The organism is Syntrophales bacterium, assembly GCA_035363115.1.
GTDB lineage: Bacteria > Desulfobacterota > Syntrophia > Syntrophales > PHBD01 > PHBD01.
In genome coordinates this window covers 1,242,851-1,265,032 of the sequence record DAOSEM010000001.1, presented here as the reverse complement: position 1 = coordinate 1,265,032, position 22,182 = coordinate 1,242,851, and the positions used below count along the sequence as shown (strand labels likewise).

Here is a 22,182-nt window from a genome sequence, read left to right as displayed (position 1 = left end):
GGATCAATCCTCCTTTTTCAATAGCCCTTCCACTTTGAGCCGGAGCCCCTGCACCTCCAGGACCCGGATCTTCTGGTCCTTTTCAATGGGCTGATCGCTGCAGGCGCTCCAGTATTCCCCCTTCACGAAGACTTTGCCCTCCCCGTGGACGTCCGTCACCGCGTACCCCTCCGTATTCACCATTCCTTCCCGTCCCGTCCGCTTTTGCCGGAGTTGCGCCTTCACCGCCAGGCTGACGATGGCGGCGAAGAACAGGGAAACAAGAATCACCGCCGGGACGAGGACTCCCCAGGACACCCGAAGGGCCGGCTCGGGAGAGTCGAACAGGAGAAGCGAGCCCAGGACCAGGGAAATAACGCCGCCGATGGTCAGGACCCCGTGGCTGATGACCTTGATCTCGGCGATGAAGAAGACGATCCCAAGCAGGATGAGGGCCACCCCCGCGTAGTTGACCGGCAGGGTCTGAAGGGCGAAAAAGGCGAGAATCAGCGAGATCCCGCCCATCACGCCTGGGAGGATAACCCCCGGATTGGCGAATTCGAAGTACAGGCCCGCCAGGCCTACCAGGAGCAGGATATAGGCGATGTTCGGATCGCTCAAGGCGGTCAGGATCTTCTGGCGGGTCCCCATTTCCTTTGCCCTGACCTGGGCACCCTGGGTCCGAAGGGTTTTTTTGCCGGACACCAGGGTCACTTCCCGACCGTCCATCTGGGCCAGGAGATGATTCACGTCGGTGGCGACATAATCGATCACATTGAGCTTCAGGGCGTTCTCCGCCGTGATGGACTCGCTCTTCCGGACGGACCGCTCCACCCAGTCTTCGTTGCGGTTCCGCTGCTTGGCGATGCCCCGGACATAGGCCACGGCATCGTTCTCGACTTTCTGCATCATGGTCTTGTCGCCACCACCGAATCCCAAGGCTACCGGATGGGCCGCCCCGATGTTCGTCCCCGGCGTCATGGCGGCGACGTGGGCGGAGACGGTAATGATGACTCCCGCCGAAGCCGCCCTGGCCCCCGACGGACCGACATAGACGATCACCGGCAGGGGTGCGTTGAGGATCGCCTTGGCGATGTCCCTCATGGCCAGATCAAGCCCGCCCGGCGTGTCCAGCAGCAGGATCACGCCGTCGGCCTTCGTTTTCCCGGCCTCGGCGATGCTCTGAACGATATACTCGGCAATCGGCGGGGTGATGGTGGCGTTCACCGTAATCAGGTCGAAGACCGGTTTCTTCCCCTCCTCGGCCGCCGGCACGGGACCGGCCAGGATCAGGAACGCCAGGAGGGCTGCCGCCAGGATCCATATCGATCTTTTTTTCATGAGAGCCCCAGTTCGTGCATGATCATCTGGACGTCTTCCCAGACCATTTTCTTCGCCCCGGGATTCCGGAGGAGATACGCCGGATGATAGGTCGGCATGAGCCGGATTCCCTGGTAATCGTGAAACCGGCCCCGGAGGACCGTGATCGGCGATTCCGTCTTCAGCAGGGTTTTGGCCGCGAAGGTCCCCAGCGCGCAGATGACCCGCGGCCCAATGGCCTCCAGCTGCTTCCGAAGAAAAGGCTCGCAGGCCTCGATCTCCGCCGGGGCGGGATTGCGGTTCCCCGGAGGGCGGCACTTCAGGATGTTGCAGATGTACACGTCGGACCGCCGGAGCTTCATGGCCTCGATGATGCGGGTCAGAAGCTGTCCAGCCCGCCCCACGAACGGCCGTCCCTGGGCGTCCTCGTCGGCCCCCGGCGCCTCTCCGACAAAGACGAGGTCCGCCCGCGGGTTTCCTTCCCCGAAGACGAGATTCTTCCGGGACTCCGCCAGAACACAGCGGCGGCAGTCCCCCAGTTCCGCACGCACGTCCTCCAGCGTTCTTCCCGCCGGAAGGATCAGTCCCTTCCGAAGGACCGGTTCCGCCCTCGCAGGCTCCGGCTCCGCGGGCAGAGGCCCCGACGCCCGGAAGAACGAAACGCGTCGCCCGGCCTCCCGCTCCCACTGGGCGTATTCCCGGAGAGAGGAGACGACCCGCCGGAGATCTTCCGCCTGGTTCGGAGAAAAGCCGCTCATCGGCGCCGCCCCCGTTTCGTTTCCTTCAGGAGCGCCTGCACCCGGTCGAGGATCCGCCCGGCCGCCTCGGCCTTGTCCATCAGCGGCAGGGCCTCGATGTTTCCCTTGCGGTCCAGGATCTTGATGACGTTGGTGTCGCACTGGAAACCGGCGCCTTCCTCGCGGAGGTCGTTGGCCACGATCAGGTCCATGTTCTTGTCGATCAGCTTGGACCGTGCGTTTGCCAGGAGGTTCTCCGATTCCATGGCGAACCCGACGAGCACCCGCTTTCCCTTCTTTCGCCCGATCTCCCGGATGATATCGGGATTCCGCTCCAGGGCAAGCGTCAGGGGACCTTCCTTCTTTTTGATCTTTTGATCCGCCAGGGCGGCGGGGCGGTAATCCGCCACGGCGGCCGCCTTGATGACGGCGGTCACGCCTTCCAGGCGGGACAGGACGGCGTCCCGCATCTCCAGAGCACTCCCGACATTCACGACCTCCACGCCGGCGGGCTGCGGAAGGGATGTCGGGCCGCTCACGAGGGTAACCCGGGCCCCGCGGCGCCTTGCCTGGAGGGCGACGGCATAACCCATCTTCCCGGAGGAGTAGTTGGTGATGAAACGGACCGGGTCGAAGGGCTCCCGGGTCGGGCCGGCCGTGACGAGGACATGCTCCCCCTCCAGATCCTTCGGAGTCAGGATGGAAACGGCCTCCTCGACGATCTCGGAAACTTCCGGGAGGCGGCCCTGTCCCTCGGACTTGCAGGCCAGGGGGCCCGACGCCGGCGGGAGAACATGGTATCCCCAGGCCCGGAGCTTTCCCAGGTTCTCCTGGAGGGCCGGGCTCTCATACATCTGGGTGTTCATAGCCGGACAGAAGAGAACCGGCGCCTTCATGGCCATGAAAACCGCCGTGAGCAGGTCGTCGGCGATGCCGGCGGCTGCCTTTCCGATGACGTTGGCCGTGGCCGGGGCGACGATCATCAGCTCCGCGAATTCCGCCAGGGCGATGTGGGCGATGTCCTGCTCCCGGATGAGTGTGAACAGCTCCGTGTACACGGGGTTTCCCGACACGGTCTGGAGGGTCAGCGGGGTCACGAACTCCCGGGCACCTGCGGTCATGACGACCTTCACCTCGGCCCCCCGGCGGACCAGCTCCCGGGTCAGCTCGGCGCACTTGTACGCCGCAATTCCACCCGTCACCCCCAGAACCAAGCGCCGCCCCTTGAGCATCTTCGGATTCCTCCCCCACTCCCCGATCCCGGAGAGAAGCCATATCGGTTCAATTTTATAGCAACTGCGGCGGGGAAGATCAAGGGATTCCTGTCCGGATGCGGCCTGCGGGGCTCACGTGCGCCGGGTTTTCCCCAAGGAGGATCTTGCCGGCTGCTCCCTGAACGGTGGTTCCACGGGATCGTCTCCAGGGGGTCCGATTCATCCTGCATCCTGATGCGCCTCCCCGGACCATACCGTATCCATGAGAAGGATAGGCACCTCAGGCCGGGGGCGGTCAATATCCAATTTGTTCTTATATATCCATTCCCTGCCAACCTGGCCCTGCTGCAGAAGCGGGTGGACAGAACCTCGAATATCAGACTCATCACCTACCAATTATTAGCATTTCTTAAATGATTATCAGGTGTTGCAATTCATGGAACGGGTGCTATGTGTCTGGTCCCGACATGAATCTCCAGCCTGCATGGGCAAACCGGAAACAGCCCCTTCCCCGGCAAAACACAACGCTTTCGCAGGCCGGATGAACCGAAAGGCGACTCAAACGTCTGCGCCTGCAACCGCGATGATGAATTCGTCATCTCCTCGAAATAAAAGAAAGGGAAAAGATCTCATGAAGAACGTGCTGATTTCTTTGGTCGTATGGTTGTTCGTGTTGTCCTTTGCATTTTCAGCCTCCGCCGCCGAGCGCATCAAAATCGGCTTCATCGTCAAGCAGCCCGACGAATCCTGGTTCCAGGACGAATGGAAATATGCCGACCAGGCAGGCCGGCAGTTCGGTTTTGACGTTATCAAGATCGGCGGTACCGACGGCGAAAAAGTCCTGAACGGAATCGACAATCTGGCGACCCAGGGCGCGAAGGGATTCATTATCTGCACCCCCGACGTGAAACTGGGTCCGGCCATTGTGGCCAGGGCCCGGGCAAACCGCCTGAAGATGATGAGCGTCGATGACCGTTTCATCGGCCCGAAGGGGGCCGTCATGGAAGACGTCCATCATGTCGGAATCTCAGCCTACAACATCGGTTCGCTGGCCGGCCAGACCATCATCAGCGAGGCGAAGGCGCGAGGCTGGAACCTGAAGAACGTTGGCTTCCTCCGGATGAGCTTCGATTCTCTGCCCACCATCAAAGAGCGAACGGAAGGTGCCACTGCCGCGCTCGTCGCCGCCGGCATTCCAAAAGCACGAATCTTCGATACCCCGATGAAGACCCTCGACACGGAAGGAAGCTTCAACGCGGCCAGCATTACCATCACCAAGCATCCGAACATCAGCCTCTGGATCGTCGCCGGCGGAAACGACAATTCCGTCCTGGGAGCGATTCGGGCCCTGGAAGGACATGGGTTCGGCGCTGACAAAGCGATCGGAGTCGGGATCAACGGAACCGAGGCGGTCGCGGAGTTTCAGAAGAAGAACAAAACGGCCTTCACGGCGTCCATCCTGCTGAACGCCAGGCAGCACGGCTACGACACGGCAAAAAGCATGTATTTCTGGATCAGGGACGGGAAGGAGCCCCCGAAAATCACCTGGACGGCGGGCACTGTCATGACGCGCAAGAACTACAAAAACCTGATGGGTCTCAAGTAGGAACCGGGGCCGTAAGGAAACAGGAACAGGGCGGAACGACGGCACCGCCGCGGTTCCGCCCGCTCTCAACCTGCAGGGCGATGGAATCATGAGTTCGTTTCTGGAGTTTCAAGGCATCACCAAGACCTTTCCCGGAGTCAAGGCCCTCGACAACGTTTCGTTCGGTGTAACGAAAGGAACGGTGCACGGTCTCGTCGGAGAGAACGGCGCCGGCAAATCCACGCTGCTGAAAATATTGAGCGGTGCATACACTCCCACGGACGGGAAAATCGTCATCCATCAGAAGCCGAAGGTTTTCACCAGAACCCGCGATGCAATCGACGCCGGGGTTGCAATCATCTACCAGGAACTGAACCTGGTCCCGGAGATGACCGTGGCGGAAAACCTGCTTCTCGGGCAATGGCCGCAGCGCGGTCTCTTCCTGGACCGGAAGAAGCTGCTGGAGCGGTCCCGGACTCAGATCACGGAGCTTCTGGAGGATATCGATCCGGACACCAGGCTGAAGCTTCTGCCCATCGGGCAGAGACAGATGGTCGAGATCGGCAAGGCCCTCCTCCACAATGCCGAGGTCATCGCGTTCGATGAGCCGACCAGCTCCCTCTCCAGGAAGGAAACGGAACAGCTTTTCCGCATCATCCGAAATCTCCGGGCACAGGGGAAAACCATTCTCTACGTGTCGCACAGGCTCGAAGAGATTTTCACACTGTGCGACGCCGTCACCGTCTTCCGGGACGGCCGGCGGATCCAGACCTTCGAGTCGATGGAGGACGTGACGGACAATACCCTGATCCAGCGCATGGTCGGCCGCGAGATAAAGGACATGTACGGTTACCGTCCCCGGAAGAAAGGTGCCACGCTGTTTGCGGTAACCGGTCTTCAAGGCCCCGGGATCAGGGAAAAGTCTTCCTTTTCCGCGGCGCGTGGTGAAATCGTCGGCTTCTTCGGCCTGAGCGGTTCGGGCCGGACGGAGCTGATGAAGAACATCTTCGGCGCCATCGAGAAGCGATGCGGCGAAATTCAAGTCAACGGCAAACCCATCGCCGTCAACAATCCCTTTTCAGCCATTAATCAGGGCCTGTGCCTCTGCCCGGAAGACAGAAAATACGAGGGAATCATCGCCGTCCGCTCCCTGAGCGAAAACATCAACATCAGTTCCCGACGGCACTTCCTGAATCTCGGCCTTTTCCTCAACAAGCGGCGCGAGCAGGAGCGGGCGGACAGCTACATCGAAAAGCTCCACATCCGGACTACGTCGAGAGACCAGTTCATCGGCAACCTCTCCGGCGGAAACCAGCAGAAAGCCATCCTGGCGCGATGGCTCAGCGAAAAAGTCGACGTCTTCCTGCTGGACGAGCCTACCCGCGGCATCGACGTCGGATCGAAGTACGAAATCTACCAGATCATGTACGGACTGGCGGAAGAAGGGAAAACGGTCATTTTTGCTTCCAGCAGCCTGCCGGAAGTGATGGGCGTCGCCGACCGGGTCGTGGTCATGTGCGGCGGCACCATCGTCGGTGAAGTGGACCGGAAAGATGTCAGCGAGGAGACCCTTCTTTCGATGGCATTACCCAAAGGATAATCGAGGTTATTCGCTTTATGAACAGAATCATTGAACAACAGGCGGAATCGGCAGCGGCCGTATGGGATTTGAAGAAGACGCGGATCAACGGGTTTTTTAAGAACATCTGGGCGAACTCCGGAATGGTGGTGGTCTATGTCGTCATGTTCATCGCATGCTCGGTCTTCGTGCCCTACTTCTTCACCCTGCGGAACATGATCGGACTGGCCTTGTCCATCACGACGATCGGCATGATCGCCTGCACCATGATGTTCATCCTCGCCGCCGGAGACCTGGATCTCTCCGTTGGCTCCATTGTCGCGTTTTCCGGCATCATCGCCGCCACGGTCATCAACCAGACCGGCGATGTCTATATCGGGGCCCTGGCGGGAGTGATCGGCGGGGGGGCCGTGGGGCTGCTGAACGGCACTTTGATCGCCGTCTTCAACCTGAACCCCCTGATCTGCACCCTGGCGACCATGCAGATCGTCCGGGGCGGAGCCATGATCGTTTCCGACGGCATCGCCATCGGTATCACCGTCCCGGAGTTCTTTGCCCTGGGCAACGAGTCGGTTCTCGGGATTCCCAACCCAATCTGGATCACCATCCTGATTTTCATCGTGTTCGGAATCCTGCTGAACTGCACATCCTACGGGAAAAACATCCTGGCCATCGGCGGCAACAAGGAAGCGTCCCGCCTGGCGGGAATAAATGTCTCCCGGATGAAGAACGCAGCGTTCACCCTGCAGGGGTTCGTCTGCGGAATCGCCGGAGTCATCCTGTCGTCCCGCATGACGAGCGGGCAGCCAAACGTCGCCCTGGGGCTGGAGCTGGATGTGATCGCGGCGTGTGTTCTCGGCGGCGTCTCCCTGCTGGGCGGCATCGCCACGATCGAAGGGCTGCTCGCGGGCGTCCTCATCATGGGAACGGTCCAGAACGTACTCAACCTGCTGAACGTCGAAACCTTCTATCAGTACGTAGTCCGGGGCTCCATTCTGATCATCGCCATCCTCCTGGATCAGTTCAAGCAGCACAACCAGTCGGCGGTGATGCGATGATGGAGCTTCAGGCCCTCTCTCCCGGAAATCATCCGTCCATGGCCGCCGGGGATCAAGCCGGGCGAATTCGCGAGGCCTTCCGCCGCCACTTCGGAGAGCCTGCCATTGTGGTTCGCAGCCCCGGCCGCGTGAACCTCATCGGCGAGCACACGGACTACAATCTGGGCTTCGCCCTGCCAGGCGCCGTGGACCGGGCCATCTGGCTTGCTGCAAGTCCCCGCCGGGACCGCTTCTGCCGTTTCTACAGCGTGGACCTGAACGATACCCTGGTATTGAACCTGGACAAACTCTCCCATTCCGAGTCTCACTGGGCCAATTATCTCCTGGGAATCTATGCTGAGCTGGCTGCGGACGGCCGGAAGGTCCAGGGAGTGGACTGTGCATTCGGGGGAAACGTACCCATCGCAAGCGGCATGTCCTCTTCCGCCGCCCTGGAATGCAGCCTCGCCTTCGCCCTCAACGCGCTTTACGGCCTGGTCATGGATCCCGTGGCCCTGGCCCGTCTCTGCCAGCGGGCAGAGAACCGCTTTGTGGGCGTGGCCTGTGGAATCATGGATCCGTTCGCATCCATGCTTGGGAGGAAGGATTCCCTGATTCATCTGGACTGCAGGAGCTACAGCCACAGATATGTGCCCTTCAAGCGGAGCGACGTACGCGTTGTGTTGTGCGACTCGCAGGTCCGGCGAACTCTCCGGAACAGCGAATACAATTTGCGACGGGCCCAGTGCGAGGCGGGCGTAACCGTGCTGGCGGAGGCTTTCCCGGAAGTCTGGAGTCTCCGGGATGCCACTCCGGACATGCTGGAGGCGGTCCGGCATCGCCTGGATCCCCGGGTATACAGGCGATGCCGCTATATCATGGAGGAAAACCGGCGTGTACTGGAGGTCTGCGAGGCCCTGGAACGGAACGATCTGCAGGCCGTCGGTACCCTCATGAACGCAACCCACAGGGGCCTGCGCGACGAATACGAGGTTTCCTGCGCGGAGATCGACATCCTGGCGGAGGCGGCCATGGCGGTGCCGGGCGTCCTGGGGAGCCGCATGATGGGCGGGGGGTTCGGCGGCTGCACGATCAACCTGGTGGAGGAAACCGCCCTGGGCCGCTTCCGGGAGGCCATGGCGGCCGTTTTCCGCGACCGCCTGAAGAAATCTCCCGTCATCCACATCTGCCGCATCGACAACGGTACAACGGAGGAAACCTGATGTTCTCAGACCGCTCCCATCGCCGGCTCAATGTCCTGACCGGCGAATCCATCCTGGTGAGTCCCAATCGCGATCAGCGTCCCTGGCAGGGACTCCGGGAAAAAATCCCCGAGGTCGGCCGCCCGGCCTACGATCCGAATTGCTATCTCTGCCCCGGCAACGCCCGGGCGGGAGGCCGCATGAATCCGACGTATGAAGGGACATTCGCCTTCGACAACGATTTTGCGGCACTCCAGCCCAGGCTGCACCGACGGCCCGAGCGATACGAATACGGCCTGCTGTCGGCGGAGGCGGAAGGGGGAGTCTGCCGGGTCGTGTGCTTTTCCCCGCGCCACGATCTCAGCCTGCCGGAACTCGGCATCGAGGAGATCGAGGCCGTTCTCGCCGCCTGGACTGACGAATCCGCCATCCTGGGCGCCCGGGATTCCATCCGTTACGTCCAGATCTTCGAGAACAAAGGCGAAATCATGGGCTGTTCGAATCCCCACCCCCACAGCCAGATCTGGGCCACGGAGCATATCCCCACGGAGCCCGCCAAGGAGTTTCTTTGCCAGCGGCAGTATTTTCAGACCCACGGCCGTCCCCTGCTGCTGGACGTGCTGATCCAGGAGAGGACCGCCGGAGTTCGCATCGTGGCGGAAAACGAGCACTGGACGGCCATGGTTCCCTTCTGGGCGCTCTGGCCCTTCGAGACGCTGCTTATCCCGCGCCGTCCCGTGTCCCGCCTGCAGGAACTGGAGGCGGTGGAGCGGCTGGCCCTGGCGGATCTCCTCAAGCGTGTGACCACCCGCTACGACAACCTGTTCGAAATCAGTTTTCCCTACAGCATGGGCTTCCACCAAGCGCCTTTCGACGAAGAGGAACACCCCGAATGGGTGCTCCATCTTCATTTCTATCCGCCACTCCTCAGGAGCGCCACGGTTCGGAAATTCATGGTGGGCTTTGAAATGCTCGGCATGCCCGGGCGCGATATGACGGCGGAGCAGGCTGCTGCAAGGCTTCGGGAATGCTCCGAGATTCACTATAAACAGCGGCAGGATTACTCCGGGAGTTCCGAATGCACGTTCTCGTCACCGGTGGAGCCGGATTCATCGGGAGCCATGTCGTCGACCTGCTGATCCGGGAAGGCCACCGGGTCACCGTGCTGGACACGCTGGAGAAGGGCCACCGACTGGCGGTCCGCCCCGAAGCGGCCTTCGTCCGTGGAGACTGCGGCGACATGGATCTTCTGTCACGGATCTTCGGCGAGGGGCACGTAGACGCGGTCATGCATTTCGCGGCCTATATCGAGGCCGGCGAATCCATGGCCTTCCCGGAACGATTTTTTGTAAACAACACCGCCCGGACCATGATCCTCCTGGAGGCGATGCTCCGGGCGGGAATCGGGACATTCGTCTTCAGCTCCACCGCCGCCACGTATGGCGAACCCCGCTACACGCCGATCGACGAGTCCCACCCCCAGAAGCCCACCAACGCCTACGGCCAGGCCAAGCTCATGGTGGAGCAGGCTTTGGACTGGCTGGACCGGCAGCGGGACCTGCGCTTCGCCGTCCTCCGCTACTTCAACGCCGCCGGCTGCTCCGACCGCCTTGGGGAAGACCACCGCCCCGAGACCCACCTGATCCCTCTGGTGCTGGACGCGGCCCTGGAAAAGCGTCCCCACATCAAGGTTTTCGGGACGGACTATCCGACCCCGGACGGAACCTGCATCCGGGACTACATTCATGTCGAGGACCTGGCCGATGCGCACCTCCTGACCCTGGAGGCCCTGGGAAGCAACCGTTCCCTGCGCTACAACCTGGGTAACGGCCAGGGATATTCCGTCCGGCAGGTCATCGAGGCCGCCCGCCGGGTGACGGGCCACCCCGTCCCCGTTGCGGAGGAACCCCGCCGTCCCGGCGACCCCGCAATCCTCGTGGCAGGGAGCGAATGCATCCGCAGGGAACTGGGCTGGGAACCGAAGCACTCCGGCCTCGATGACATCATCGAGAGCGCCTGGCTCTGGCGGCAGGCCCATCCGATGGGCTACGGGGATGCCTGATGTCTTCAGGGACGGCGATCGCCTCCGTCACACCGCTCGCAGATCGAGACGCCCAAAAGCAAACCCGTTGCGCAATTCGCCAAACGGTCCTATATCGTGATCCCTGACCTTCATGCCACGTTTCGAAAAGGGCGGTGACCCGTTTTCAACCGCCGGCCGGACCTTCGGAAGGATAATACGGCGAATCCACCCGAGCCATCGTGAAACGAAAGGAGACATCATGAGCTACCGCATCCTGGCATCCAAGCTGGGCTACAGCTGTCCCGAATCCTCCTGGGAAGAAGCCATGAAGATGAAGATCGACCTCATAGGGGCCGACGCGGGCTCCATGGACCCGGGCCCCTATTACCTGGGAACGGGGAAATCCTACATGAAGCCGGCGTCCCTGAAACGCGACTTCACCCTGCTCCTCCGGGCCGCCCTCCGGATGAACTGCCCGCTCCTCATCGGCAGCCTCGGCCTCGCCGGCGACGAGCCCCACCTGGCCTTCATGCTGGAGCTCATCCGGGAAATCTTCGAGGAGGAGAACGCGAGGGGCCTCCGGGTGGCTGTCGTGGACGGGCACGTGGATAACAGGCTGCTGATCGGCCGCATCGACGAGCTGCGTCCCCTGGGGTCCATACCGGCGCTGACCGAGGACGATGTACGGAACAGCCGTCTGGTCGCCCAGATGGGCATCGCCCCGTACATCACCGCCCTCGATGCGGGGGCGCAGATCGTTCTCTGCGGCCGCTCCTGCGACGTGTCCATCTTCGCCGCGGACCCGGTCCGGCGCGGGATCGACCCGGGCCTGGCCTTCCAGGCGGCCCACATCCTGGAATGCGGCGCCATCGCCTGCGATCCCGGCTCGGCCAGCGACTACCTGATTGCAGAGTTCCGGGACGACGGAAGCGTCGTCTTCATCCCCCCGAACCCCGAGCGGAAGGCCACGGTCTATTCCGTCGCCGCCCACGCGCTCTACGAAGAAAGCCACCCCTGCCTGCAGTATTACCCCGAGGGCGTCCTGGTCATGCAGCGGACGGAGTATTTCCAGGACAGCGACCGGACCGCCGGAATTCGGAACGCCGCCTTCGTGCACAGCCCGCTTACCGTCAAGATCGAGGGCAGCCGGAAGATCGGCAAAAGGCTGGTCTCTTTCCTGCCCCTGAAAGGGGAAGCCGCCCTCTCCCGCGATCCCTTCCTCGACCGGCACCTCGTCTATGGCCTGAACGCCGTGGAGCGAAGCCGCCTCCTCCCGGGAGAACAGGAGATCGGCATCCTGCTCAAGGTCAGCGGACCCGACAGGGACGGCGTCGAGGCGCTCTCTACGGTCCTGAAGGGCTTCATGCTGCACTTCGGGTATCCCGGCCGCATCACGACAGCGGGAAACCTGGCGTTTCCCATGTCGCCCAGCGAGGTCGTCTTCCGGGAAGCGGACGGCACCCATACCGCTCTCGTCCTGGCGGGGACGAGGGAGCCGCGCTTCATCGAGCAGAGGGAAGACATTTTCCGGAAGATCCTGGCCCTCGCCAAAGAGGAGTACCCGGCCATCTACGCGGGGTGCACCGTCGATTTCATCATCGCCGGCCCGGAGAAGCCGCTGCTGTTTCTTGAGACAGTGGAGGAGACCGCCGAGGAGGCCGCAAGGCGTCACGAAGAGGACCTGAAGCAGGCGGAGGCGTACCGTGACCCGGGCCGTCCGTCCTTCCTCCGTCTGGAAGGAGCCGACAGCTACGCCTGGAGCGTCTTTCACCTCTGGAACAATGAGGAGGCGATCCGGGAGCACCTGTTTCCGATCCGGCTGTTCGAGGCGAACGGCCGGGACTGGCGCCCGATCCGGGAGATGCGGCCCGCATACGCGCCGATCGGCCTCACGGACTATCCCGGGAGCCTGGACGACCGCGTCGTGGACGCCATCGAACCGGTGGCGCATTCGGGAGAGCCCGTCGAATCCCGGCCGCTCCTCGACATGATCCAGGTGCTGCGCTCCAAGGACGCGGGGATCAACACGATCACCTACGACGTCTTTTTCAAATCGGAGGAGGAATACCGGCAGGCCCTCCGGTCGAATGCCTTCACGAAGGGGGCGATCGCGAAAACGCTCGGCGTGCCGGAAGACCGCATCATGGGAACCTTCCGCGCCGACCCGTGCTTCGCCGTCAAGATCTCCCGCTACCGGGACCGGATCTCCGGCACGCCCGGCAGCCCGGACGTCTTCGGCGCCCAGCAGCAGATGAAGATCGAGCGGATGAGCGTGCCGATCTACCGGTAGGGTGGGGATTGTTATGGTCTTTCAGGTAGATGCCCATTCACCCGACAGCAGTTCCGCCTGTTCGAGCACCGTCTGCGTCGCCTTTTCCTGCTTGTCCGGCGGATACCCGTATTTCCGCAGGATCCGCCGGACAAGCACCCGCATCTGAGCGCGGACGTTCTCCCGCAGGGTCCAGTCGATGGTCACGTTGGCCCGCACGGTGCTGACGATCTCCCGCGCGATCGTGCGCAGCGTCTCGTCGCCCAGCACCTTCACCGCGCTGTCGTTCGTCTCCAGCGCATCATAGAAGGCCAGTTCCTCCTCCGAAAGTCCGAGCGCCTCACCGCGGGCGTTCGCCTCGCGCATCTCCCTGGCAAGCTGGATCAATTCCTCGATCACCTGGGCTGCCTCGATGGCCCGGTTCTGGTAGCGGCGGATCGTCCGCTCCAGCATCTCCGCGAAGGAGCGCGCCTGCACGACGTTTTTCCGCCGGCGGGTACGGAGTTCCCCTTTGAGGAGCTTCTCCAGGAGCTCCACCGCCAGGTTGCGCTGCGGCATCCCGCGCACCTCCGCCAGGAATTCCTCCGAGAGGATCGAGATGTCGGGCCTGGCCAGGCCCGCCGCGGCGAAGATATCCATGACCCCTGCCGGCGCAACGGCGCGGGCGATGATCTGCCGGACGGCATGTTCGATCTCTTCTTCTTTTCGTTCATCCCCGGGCGCCCGTTTGGCCAGGACCGCCTGGACCGCCTGGAAGAACGCCAGGTCGTCGCGGATGCCGAGCGCCTCGGGATGCGGCACCGCCAGCGCGAAGGCCTGCGACAGCTCGCGCACGGAGCGGAGGCAACGGTCCTTTCCGTTTTCCTGCTTCAGGATGTGTTCCTGGGCAGCCGGCAGGAGGGCCAGCCGCTCAACCGGCGTCCCGGTCGTCCACTTCGACCGGTCGAAAGGATGGAACAGACCGCGGCAGATCTCGTACTTTTCCTGCATCAGGGCGACCGCCTCATCCTGGTCAATGGCGGTGCGCCCCGTGCCGCCGCTTTCCGTGTACGTCGCCAGCGCCGCCTTCAACTCCTGGGCCAGGCCGAGGTAGTCAACCACGAGCCCGCCCGGCTTGTCCCGGAAAACCCGGTTCACCCGCGCAATCGCCTGCATGAGCCCGTGGCCGCGCATCGGCTTGTCCAAGTACATGGTGTGCAGGCTCGGCGCGTCGAAGCCGGTGAGCCACATGTCGCGAACCAGGACGATCCGGAACGGATCGGTGTCGCTCCGGAAGCGCTTCGCCAGCGATTCGCGCCTCGACTTGTTACGGATGTGCCCCAGCCAGTCAACCGGATCGGAGGCCGAACCGGTCATGACGACCTTGATCGCTCCCTCTGCGTCGTCCTCATGATGCCAGTCGGGGCGGAGCCGCACCAGCTCGCGGTACAGCTCCACGCAGATGCGCCGGCTCATGCAGACCACCATGGCCTTGCCGTCCATGGCTTCAAGCCGCCTTTCAAAATGATCGACGATGTCCCGGGCGACGAGTTTCAGGCGCTTCTCCGCCCCGACCACGGCCTCCAGCTGCGCCCACTTCGTCTTCAGCTTCTCCTTGCGCTCGACTTCCTCCCCTTCCGTGGCCTCCTCGAAGTCCGGGTCGATCTTCGGCCGCTCCGCCTCGTCCAGAGCCAGCTTCGCCAGCCGGCTCTCGTAGTAGATCGCCACGGTCGCCCCGTCCTGAACGGCCCGCTGGATGTCGTACACGCTGATGTAGTCGCCGAAGACGGCCCGTGTGTTGGCGTCATGCAGCTCGATGGGCGTTCCGGTGAAGCCGATGAAGGAGGCCCGGGGCAGCGCGTCCCGCATGTGCCGCGCAAACCCGTCGATGAAATCATACTGGCTGCGGTGGGCCTCGTCGGCGATGACCACGATGTTTCGACGGTTGGAAAGGGCCGGATGCCGGTCGCCCTTTTCCTCCGGGAAGAACTTCTGGATGGTCGTGAAAATGACGCCGCCCGCCTCCACCGAGAGCAGTTCCCGCAGGTGCTCCCGGCTCCCGGCCTGCACCGGCGGCTGGCGCAGGAGTTCCCGGCAGCGGGCGAACGTGCCGAAGAGCTGGTCGTCGAGGTCGTTGCGGTCGGTGATGACCACAATGGTCGGGTTCTCCATCGCCGGCTCGCGGACGATGCGTCCCGCGTAGAAGGCCATGGTGAGGCTCTTGCCCGACCCCTGGGTGTGCCAGACGACGCCGATGCGTCGGTCGCCCGGTTTGCCCCCGGGCCGGCGGCCGGCTTCGTAGCGGCCGGTCTCCGCGACTCCGTTTTCCGCGATGCGGCGCATTTCCGCGGCCCGCAACGTCTCGTCCACCGCCGCCTTCACGGCGTGGAACTGGTGATAGCCCGCCATCTTCTTCACCACCACCCCGTCGCCCGGATCCTCGAAGACGATGAAATCGCGCACGAGATCGAGAAAGCGCCGCGGCAGGAAGACACCCTCGATCATGACCTGCAGCTCCGGGAGGGCCGGATTCGCCAGGCCTTCCCCCGTCACGGTGCGCCAGGGCTTGAACCACTCGCTCCCGGCGGTCAGCGTCCCGACGCGCGCTTCCACGCCGTCGGAGACGACCAGGAGCGCATTCGCGGCAAACAGCGACGGAATCTCGGTTTTGTATGTCTGAATTTGCCTGTAGGCCGTCCGGACGGTGGCTTCCTCATCGGCCGGGTTCTTCAGCTCCATGACCGCCAGCGGCAGGCCGTTCAGAAAGAACACGACGTCGGGCCGGCGGTTGCGCTTGTTCTCCACGACGCTGAACTGGTTGACCGCGAGCCAGTCGTTGGCCTCCGCCCGGTCGAAATCGATCACCCGCGCTTGGGCGCCGCGGATCTCCCCGGCGGCGGTGCGGTACTCCACCGTCACCCCGTCCACGAGGAGGCGGTGCATATGCCGGTTCCTCGCCACCAAATCGGCGCCCTCCGGACGGGTCAGCCTCCGGAAGGCGTCCTCCAGGGTCTCGGTTGGCAACTCCGGATTCAGTCGCGCCAGCGCGTCGCGGAGCCGTCCCTCTAGGACCACCTGCCCGTAATCGCTCCGCTCCGCCCCGGGCTCCCCCGGTGCGATCCCGACGCCATGCCGGACGGTCCAGCCGACTCCCTCCAGCCAGGCAAGGGCGGCCTCTTCAACGACGGATTCGGTAAAAGTCGTCATTCGATCCCCTTATCGAAGAGGGAGACCTGCTTTGCCTTCGACGAAACGGCTCGGTAACGAACGGGCCGGCCGCTCTTTTCGATCACGCCTTCCTCGATGAGGCGCTTTAACCAGGCCTTTACCTGAGCCTTCGAAACGTTCCACTCTCTGGCGATCTCCGCCTCGGTTTTCGCAGCCTGCATCTGTTCAGCCAGTGATTTCACCGCCGCGAAAAGAAACTCCGCGGGATAAGAAATCGATGGCGCCATGGTTTCTTCCCGGGATGCGGATGGCGGCGGCTCCTTCCTTTCGCCCCGGTAAGCGGGCATCGCTTCGCCGGTCCCGGAGAAGCTCAACGGAACCTGTTCCCGGAATTCCTCAAACCGATCCGCCGGCGCGTCCAGCGTCTGCACGAGCTCATCCGGCGTTACGGGGTTCGGCCAAGGAAGTGCGCCTTTCCGTCTCAGCGCCTCCAGCCCCTTTCCCGTTTCACCGTCGCTCCGGACATAAAGCGGGACAAAGCGGAGCTTATCCAGTTGTTCCGCCGCTCCGGCCCAGGTGCCGCCCTTGTTGTAGTCGGCGTTTACGACCAAGGCCGCGTCTGCCAAGGCGTAGATCAGCTTGTTCCTCTGCATGGCGTGGCCGACGTTGAATCCGGCCGCCGGGTCATACGGAGAGATCAGGACCAGTTGGCCTTCCATGAGGAGATTCCGGTGCTCCCGGACCAGGGCCGCCCGTCCTAAACTGTCCGCCATGACCCCGGCCACCCTGCCGCCCGATTCCAGGGCGCCGCTCATGGCCGCCTGATCGACGCCACGCGCTCCCCCGGAAACGATGGTGCGTCTGGCCGCCGCCGCCAGCCTCCCGACCGCCTCCGTGTATTCAATGAGCGCAGCGTCCACCTGGCGGGAACCGACCACCGCCAGCCCGCCTGTCTCCAGGATCGAAATGTCGCCGCACCCATACAGGACGGGCGGCGCATCTTCCCGGAGCCGATCCTTCAGTCGTTTCGGATACGGCGCATCGGCGCGACTCATGACCATGATCGCACGGCTTTGCCAGCGCTCCACCGCCTGGCTCAGTTGGAAACCCCGCTCCAGCAGGCGGGCGAGCCGGGTGCCGTCCAAGAAAGTGCATTCCTTCAGGAGCGTTCCCGAATCAACACCGAGCAGGTCCGCCGGTTCCTTTTGCCTTTCCATGAGGAACCTTGCCAGGCGCTTGTATTCCCCCGGCGACAGAACATCCGGCGAGGGCAGGGCGCGCCCCGTCATCAGCGGTGCCGTCAGCAGGAGAACGGCCTGCGTATTGGATGAAAGTTGAGCTGTCATTTTCCAAACCCCGTCAGGGAGAGCGCCAGAGGCAAAACCTCGCCGCTGCCGTGCTTCCTGAGCAGCCAGGCCCCGACGGTCAGCGTCCAGCGCGAATCCACCATATCGTCCACCAGGAAAACGGGTCCCGGAGGAAGCTCCTGCCCATCGATGCCCAAAGATCCATCAATATTCCTTGCCTGTTGTACGCTGTTGGCCATGGTCTTCTGTTCGGGGCGGTCACTCGTCTTCACCAGAATGGCGTGAAACGGCAGTCCAAGCCCTGCCGCCACCCGCCGGGCGAAGTCCGGCACCAGATCCGGATGACGCAGCGACGGCACACAGGTTACCCAGGCCGGAGAGGGTTGCGGATTCCATTCATGGACAAGCTGCACTGTCGCCTCCACCAGGTCGTCGGCAAAGCGCCGTTCCGAGTACTTGCCGCGGCGCACCAGCCCGCCCCATCCGGAGTCGCCCCAGACGCACAGCGCTTTTCCCGGGCTGGCCTGATGCTCCGGGGCAATGAACCCTTTTAGTCCATAGCTCGGCATACCGCCCGCCGGCCATTTCTTGCGTGGTTCAACGGGCAGGCTCGTCCGGCGGAGAAACGCCTCCGCATCGCGGACCTTTTTTTCGTCCGGAACGACAGACAGGGGCGGCAGGACGGGAGGATCCACGGAAGACGGATCCCCGTCCAGCGCAGAAATCAGGAAGGCCATGTGCCCCGATGCCAGGCTCACATACTCCTGCATCTGCCGCTGTTCCGAACGCCTGAGCTCCGTCAGGCGCTCCGCCCGCCGCCAGAATTCCTCGCTCAGCGTGGTCGCGACGAGCTGCCAGCGCGTTCCCTCCTTGACGATGGGCGCGGGGGACTCCAGGGAGAGCAGGGCGATTGTCTTCTCGATGCGTGCATTGCTGATATTGACCCGGCCCAGCAACTGCGGCAGAGAAAGGCCTTCAGCGCTGCTTTCCAGGACCTCCAGTACCTGTCGTACCTCCTCCCGGGTCGGGAACGCCCCGGCGATGAAATAATCGGTGATGTCCGTTTCTTCCTCGCCGCTGAGCAGAATGCCGTAGGCGGCCTCCAGCGCCCGTCCCGCCCGTCCCACCTGCTGGTAATAGGCGACCACGGACCCCGGCGTCTGGTAATGGATCACAAACGCCAGGTCCGGCTTGTCGAAGCCCATGCCCAGCGCCGTCGTCGCCACCAGCGCCTTCACCCGATTGCCGAGGAGGGCCTGCTCCAGTTCCGGACGCCGCTCGCCCGACCGGCCGGTGTATGCCTCCACGTCGATCCCGCACAATCTGAGCCATTCGGCAACCAACTCCGCGTCCCGCACGGTCAGCGTATAGATGATCCCGTGCCCCGGAAGCGTCGGGACTTGGCCGGCAAGCCAGGCCAGCCGCTCGGCCTGGCCCGGGAGACGGATGGTCTGCAAGGCGAGAGAAGGACGGTTCAGGTCGCCACGGGAAACGGCCAGCTCCGGCCCAAGCACCGTCAGTAGATCATCCATCACCCTGTTGTTGGCCGTCGCCGTGGTCGCCAACAGCCGCAGGTTGGGCGGGAGATTGCGGATAATGCGCTCGATAAGACGGTAGTGCGGCCGGAAATCGTGCCCCCAATCCGAGATGCAGTGCGCCTCGTCGATCACCAGCAGGCTGACGCGCGCCGCCACGCCCGCCAGCACCTCCGTGCGGAATCGCTCATTGGCCAGGCGCTCGGGTGAAATGAGCAGGATATCCAGCTCGTTGCGCTGCATGGCCGCTTCGACTTCCGCCCATCGATCCTCGTTGTCGGAATTGATTGTGGCCGACCGGACGCCCATGCGCTCCGCCGCCAGGATCTGGTTGCGCATCAGGGAAAGGAGGGGCGAGATCAAGAGCGCCGGCCCCTGGCCCTGCTCGCGCAGCAGCCGGGCGGCGATGAAGTAGACGAAACTCTTGCCCCACCCGGTCTTCTGAACCACCAGCAGCCGCCCGCGACCTTCCACGATATGGCGGATCGCCTCTTCCTGGCCCTGGCGGAACACGGCGCCGGCCAGACCCGTGCCGATCCGGAGGAGTTCCAGCGCCCGTTCAGGCCGGTAGGTCATGAGGGTAACTCCATCTGGTGACGACGGTCAGCACCTGCCAACCGGCGCCCTATGACGACGATACGGCGGATGGTTTCAAGTAGCTGGAATCCAGCGAAGTCTCCCACGATCTGTGCCTTCAATCTCTCTCCTTCATCACGCCGCTGGTTATATTTTGGTCATCGTTTATCACTTCTACAGCCTACAAATGCTGGCTGCCATATAACCTCTCATCATCAGGTACCCCAAACTGTATTCTTGATGATTGACATCCGTAACAACGCCCCTATGATCATTACTCCGGATTCACCTTCATGGATTTCACAATGGGTACAAACACCTTTTGCATTTTCTCCAATCGTTGTCGCAACCATTCAAATTGTTCCGGCCACAACGCTTCATTTGTGAAATCCGCACTAATTCTCGTATATAGCCTCCGTGTAGCTTTTTTCTCCGGATTGAACCAAATCATTGGAAAATCGAGTTCTGTTTCGATGCGTTCCTTTTGCTTCTCCAGGAGAGCAAATTCCCGTACTGCATTTTGTCCATCCAGATACAATTCTGCCCTGATCTCCGGATCTTTGATCCCCGTCTCGGAGCTCCAGAGCGATATGACGGACGCAAGACAAGTGCCCGATTTCCCGATTGAATGGTAGGTCCAATTTTGCGGTGACGGTTTCTGACTACGAAGAGAGCTGCCTTTATCTTCCAAGTATTGCTTATATGCCGTCCAGAATCTAACCTGTAGTTGCTTGTGCGTTGAAATCTCTCCACTGGAGGCCGCTCTTTGCACCGTTCGCGACCAGTCGTTCGGCTGGCTGATCACATTGAACTTCGGCGCAATTGGCGAATCGTCGATCCGCCACAGTTCAATCTCAAGGCCGAACAAATTTATCTTTTCATCGGTGCGTTCGTTCAGCCAGTCCAGGGTGGCCCGGTGCTCGTCGGTAAAACGTCCTGCAATCCAGACAATGGTGACGGCATTCAGCCCCGCAGCATAGGTGAGCAATTGCCCGAGATGTGTATGATCGGTGCGCTCAAGCTGATTCTCGATCAGCACCCATTCACCCGTGGCGGTGTCCTTGCACAGGATGTCGGCCCTGAACGGCCCAACGTCCTTTTCCTGTGCTTCCAGTTCGAGGATGATGCCTATGGTCTCGCCCAGAAGATTCAGGTTTTCCTCTTTTGCCAGCCAGGGTGTGAATTCGCTTGACTCGGACGACCAGACCTCTCGCAGGGGTACCTTCTGCAAACGACCAAGGGGATTTGCGCTCATTTCTCCCTCCATCAATTTACAAAGCGTTCGGCGTCCCTGATCCGCAGCTCGCCCGAAATGAGTTTGGGCAACAGCGTGTCGCGGAGGGCGGCAAGGGTTCGGGATTCGAAAAGATTAGCACGAATTCTTTCTAAAGCAGGTCCAATCTGTATTTCGAAAACATCGATCAGTTTGGTAGTCGGACAGACAACCTGGACGCTGGCAAGAGTGTCGCGAGTGATCGTGTCGAACACAGATCCATGCGTCCTCTGTTTTAGAATTACGACCAATTCAAAGATTCTGAAATAGTTAAACAACCCCTGGTTTCCTGTTCTGTCGTATAAACCATAGCAGGACTGGTTCATGGCCATTGGCACTCCTACAAGAGCAATCTGGCCAACCGTTCCACGAGCGGTAATGATTGTCGTTCCTACCGGGAGGACACAAGCCGAGGAATAATCAATCCCCTGCTCTGTTATCTTTCTCTCGGTATCAATGACCCAGACATCTGCTTTTCTTGGTGCGTCGACAACTGAAAACCATGGGATATCGCCATTCCAGTATTCGGGCACTGCGGTTTTTGGTGTTCCACCTCCAATAATTTCAACCATATCCGTAAATGGTTTCACCACCCACCCCTTCGGAATCTCCCCCAACGCCGAGTCCACGAAGGCGTCCGGGAAGAGATCGGCAAGATGCTTTGGGAGGCCGGGATCACGGCTTTCAGACTTGGCACGGACGGGATCGAAGTCCACGAACCAGGACTTGAAGAGCGCCCGTGCCATCGCCTCCAGCGTCTCGTTCATCCTCCTGTTCAGTTCGATCTTGTCGTCCAGAGAACCGAGGATGTGGGCAATGGCACGTTGTTCATCTACTTTAGCCGGCCATCGTATTTCAATTGGATGCACATGGTTCCGATTCAGCGTCGGATTCGCCGAACCGACATCCATGGTAGAAAGTCGTGGTGCTAACCATTTGAAAAAGTAGTAAACAAAGCGCCGATCATTTCCGTGAAAATCTCTCACCCATAGAGTGGTGTCATGCGGCCAATAGTCTGACGGGACGTAGTAAACGCTACCTACAACACCTTTCCTTCCGAGGATCACCCCTGGACCAGTCGATGCAGCAGTATCGTGACAACTAGAAAATCCACCCGAAGAGACCACAGGAATTGCTCCAAAGCGTTGTTCAGCTTTCGTGATGTCTATACCTCGTTGGAGCGTGACTTGCTCACCGATTGTTGTATCGATCCAATCACTAGCCATAACCAACTTCCTTTGAATTGTTGTGTCTATCCCCACATAACTACTTGGTGGTACGTGCATGCTCCCTCATATCGACGTCATCGACATATTCAGAAAACGTGTCGATAAATGGGATGAATATCGACACGTATCTGAGTGAGACTTGCCACTACCAGAGATATTATGCATACGAT

At 61.7% G+C, this 22,182-nt stretch carries 15 protein-coding genes; 7 read left to right on the top strand and 8 right to left on the bottom strand.

Going from position 1 to position 22,182, the window contains the following annotated elements:
* Nucleotides 1-3 precede the first annotated feature (3 nt).
* The 3 genes from PLO63_05355 to coaBC are packed head-to-tail and all read right to left on the bottom strand — an operon-like array spanning nucleotide 4 to nucleotide 3,268.
* The gene (locus PLO63_05355) at nucleotides 4-1,320 is read right to left on the bottom strand and encodes a nodulation protein NfeD (GenBank protein HOI73558.1); all 1,317 of its coding nucleotides are present in this window, start codon (nucleotides 1,318-1,320) and stop codon (nucleotides 4-6) included.
* Nucleotides 1,317-2,057 carry a uracil-DNA glycosylase gene (locus tag PLO63_05350; GenBank protein ID HOI73557.1) on the bottom strand — a complete coding sequence of 247 codons (741 nt, stop codon included), beginning with the start codon at nucleotides 2,055-2,057 and terminating at the stop codon, nucleotides 1,317-1,319. The genes PLO63_05355 and PLO63_05350 overlap by 4 nt, the downstream gene beginning before the upstream one ends.
* A complete protein-coding gene (gene coaBC / locus PLO63_05345; protein HOI73556.1) occupies nucleotides 2,054-3,268 on the bottom strand; it encodes a bifunctional phosphopantothenoylcysteine decarboxylase/phosphopantothenate--cysteine ligase CoaBC in 1,215 nt (404 codons plus the stop codon). The genes PLO63_05350 and coaBC overlap by 4 nt, the downstream gene beginning before the upstream one ends.
* Before the next feature lie 613 nt (nucleotides 3,269-3,881).
* Here coaBC and PLO63_05340 point away from each other — a divergent pair.
* The 7 genes from PLO63_05340 to PLO63_05310 all read left to right on the top strand — a co-directional run bounded on the left by PLO63_05340 (nucleotide 3,882) and on the right by PLO63_05310 (nucleotide 12,966).
* Entirely contained in the window at nucleotides 3,882-4,856 is a 975-nt protein-coding gene (locus PLO63_05340; protein HOI73555.1) for an arabinose ABC transporter substrate-binding protein, read from the top strand.
* Between the two features lie 88 nt (nucleotides 4,857-4,944).
* Complete coding sequence (gene araG / locus PLO63_05335; protein HOI73554.1) at nucleotides 4,945-6,435, top strand: L-arabinose ABC transporter ATP-binding protein AraG; 1,491 nt, start codon at nucleotides 4,945-4,947, stop codon at nucleotides 6,433-6,435.
* Between the two features lie 17 nt (nucleotides 6,436-6,452).
* The gene (gene araH, locus PLO63_05330) at nucleotides 6,453-7,472 is read left to right on the top strand and encodes an L-arabinose ABC transporter permease AraH (GenBank protein HOI73553.1); all 1,020 of its coding nucleotides are present in this window, start codon (nucleotides 6,453-6,455) and stop codon (nucleotides 7,470-7,472) included.
* The gene (gene galK / locus PLO63_05325) at nucleotides 7,469-8,674 is read left to right on the top strand and encodes a galactokinase (GenBank protein ID HOI73552.1); all 1,206 of its coding nucleotides are present in this window, start codon (nucleotides 7,469-7,471) and stop codon (nucleotides 8,672-8,674) included. Before araH ends, galK begins: the two co-directional genes overlap by 4 nt.
* Nucleotides 8,674-9,792 (top strand): UDP-glucose--hexose-1-phosphate uridylyltransferase, encoded by a 1,119-nt coding sequence (locus tag PLO63_05320; protein ID HOI73551.1) that lies wholly within the window; start codon nucleotides 8,674-8,676, stop codon nucleotides 9,790-9,792. The genes galK and PLO63_05320 overlap by 1 nt, the downstream gene beginning before the upstream one ends.
* Complete coding sequence (gene galE, locus PLO63_05315; protein HOI73550.1) at nucleotides 9,732-10,715, top strand: UDP-glucose 4-epimerase GalE; 984 nt, start codon at nucleotides 9,732-9,734, stop codon at nucleotides 10,713-10,715. The genes PLO63_05320 and galE overlap by 61 nt, the downstream gene beginning before the upstream one ends.
* A gap of 220 nt (nucleotides 10,716-10,935) precedes the next feature.
* Nucleotides 10,936-12,966 carry a DUF4387 family protein gene (locus PLO63_05310; protein ID HOI73549.1) on the top strand — a complete coding sequence of 677 codons (2,031 nt, stop codon included), beginning with the start codon at nucleotides 10,936-10,938 and terminating at the stop codon, nucleotides 12,964-12,966.
* A gap of 21 nt (nucleotides 12,967-12,987) precedes the next feature.
* Here the strand turns inward: PLO63_05310 and PLO63_05305 are convergent, their stop codons facing one another.
* From PLO63_05305 to PLO63_05285, 5 genes are all read right to left on the bottom strand, one after another.
* Nucleotides 12,988-16,131 (bottom strand): type I restriction endonuclease subunit R, encoded by a 3,144-nt coding sequence (locus tag PLO63_05305; GenBank protein HOI73548.1) that lies wholly within the window; start codon nucleotides 16,129-16,131, stop codon nucleotides 12,988-12,990.
* Nucleotides 16,128-17,438 (bottom strand): DNA-processing protein DprA, encoded by a 1,311-nt coding sequence (locus PLO63_05300; protein HOI73547.1) that lies wholly within the window; start codon nucleotides 17,436-17,438, stop codon nucleotides 16,128-16,130. Before PLO63_05300 ends, PLO63_05305 begins: the two co-directional genes overlap by 4 nt.
* A complete protein-coding gene (locus PLO63_05295) occupies nucleotides 17,435-19,510 on the bottom strand; it encodes a RecQ family ATP-dependent DNA helicase (protein HOI73546.1) in 2,076 nt (691 codons plus the stop codon). The genes PLO63_05300 and PLO63_05295 overlap by 4 nt, the downstream gene beginning before the upstream one ends.
* 274 nt (nucleotides 19,511-19,784) lie before the next feature.
* On the bottom strand, nucleotides 19,785-20,765 hold the full coding sequence (locus tag PLO63_05290; GenBank protein HOI73545.1) for a DUF4268 domain-containing protein: 981 nt from the start codon (nucleotides 20,763-20,765) through the stop codon (nucleotides 19,785-19,787).
* A gap of 11 nt (nucleotides 20,766-20,776) precedes the next feature.
* Nucleotides 20,777-22,009, bottom strand: a complete 1,233-nt coding sequence (locus tag PLO63_05285) for a restriction endonuclease subunit S (protein ID HOI73544.1) — start codon at nucleotides 22,007-22,009, stop codon at nucleotides 20,777-20,779.
* Nucleotides 22,010-22,182: the final 173 nt, after the last annotated feature.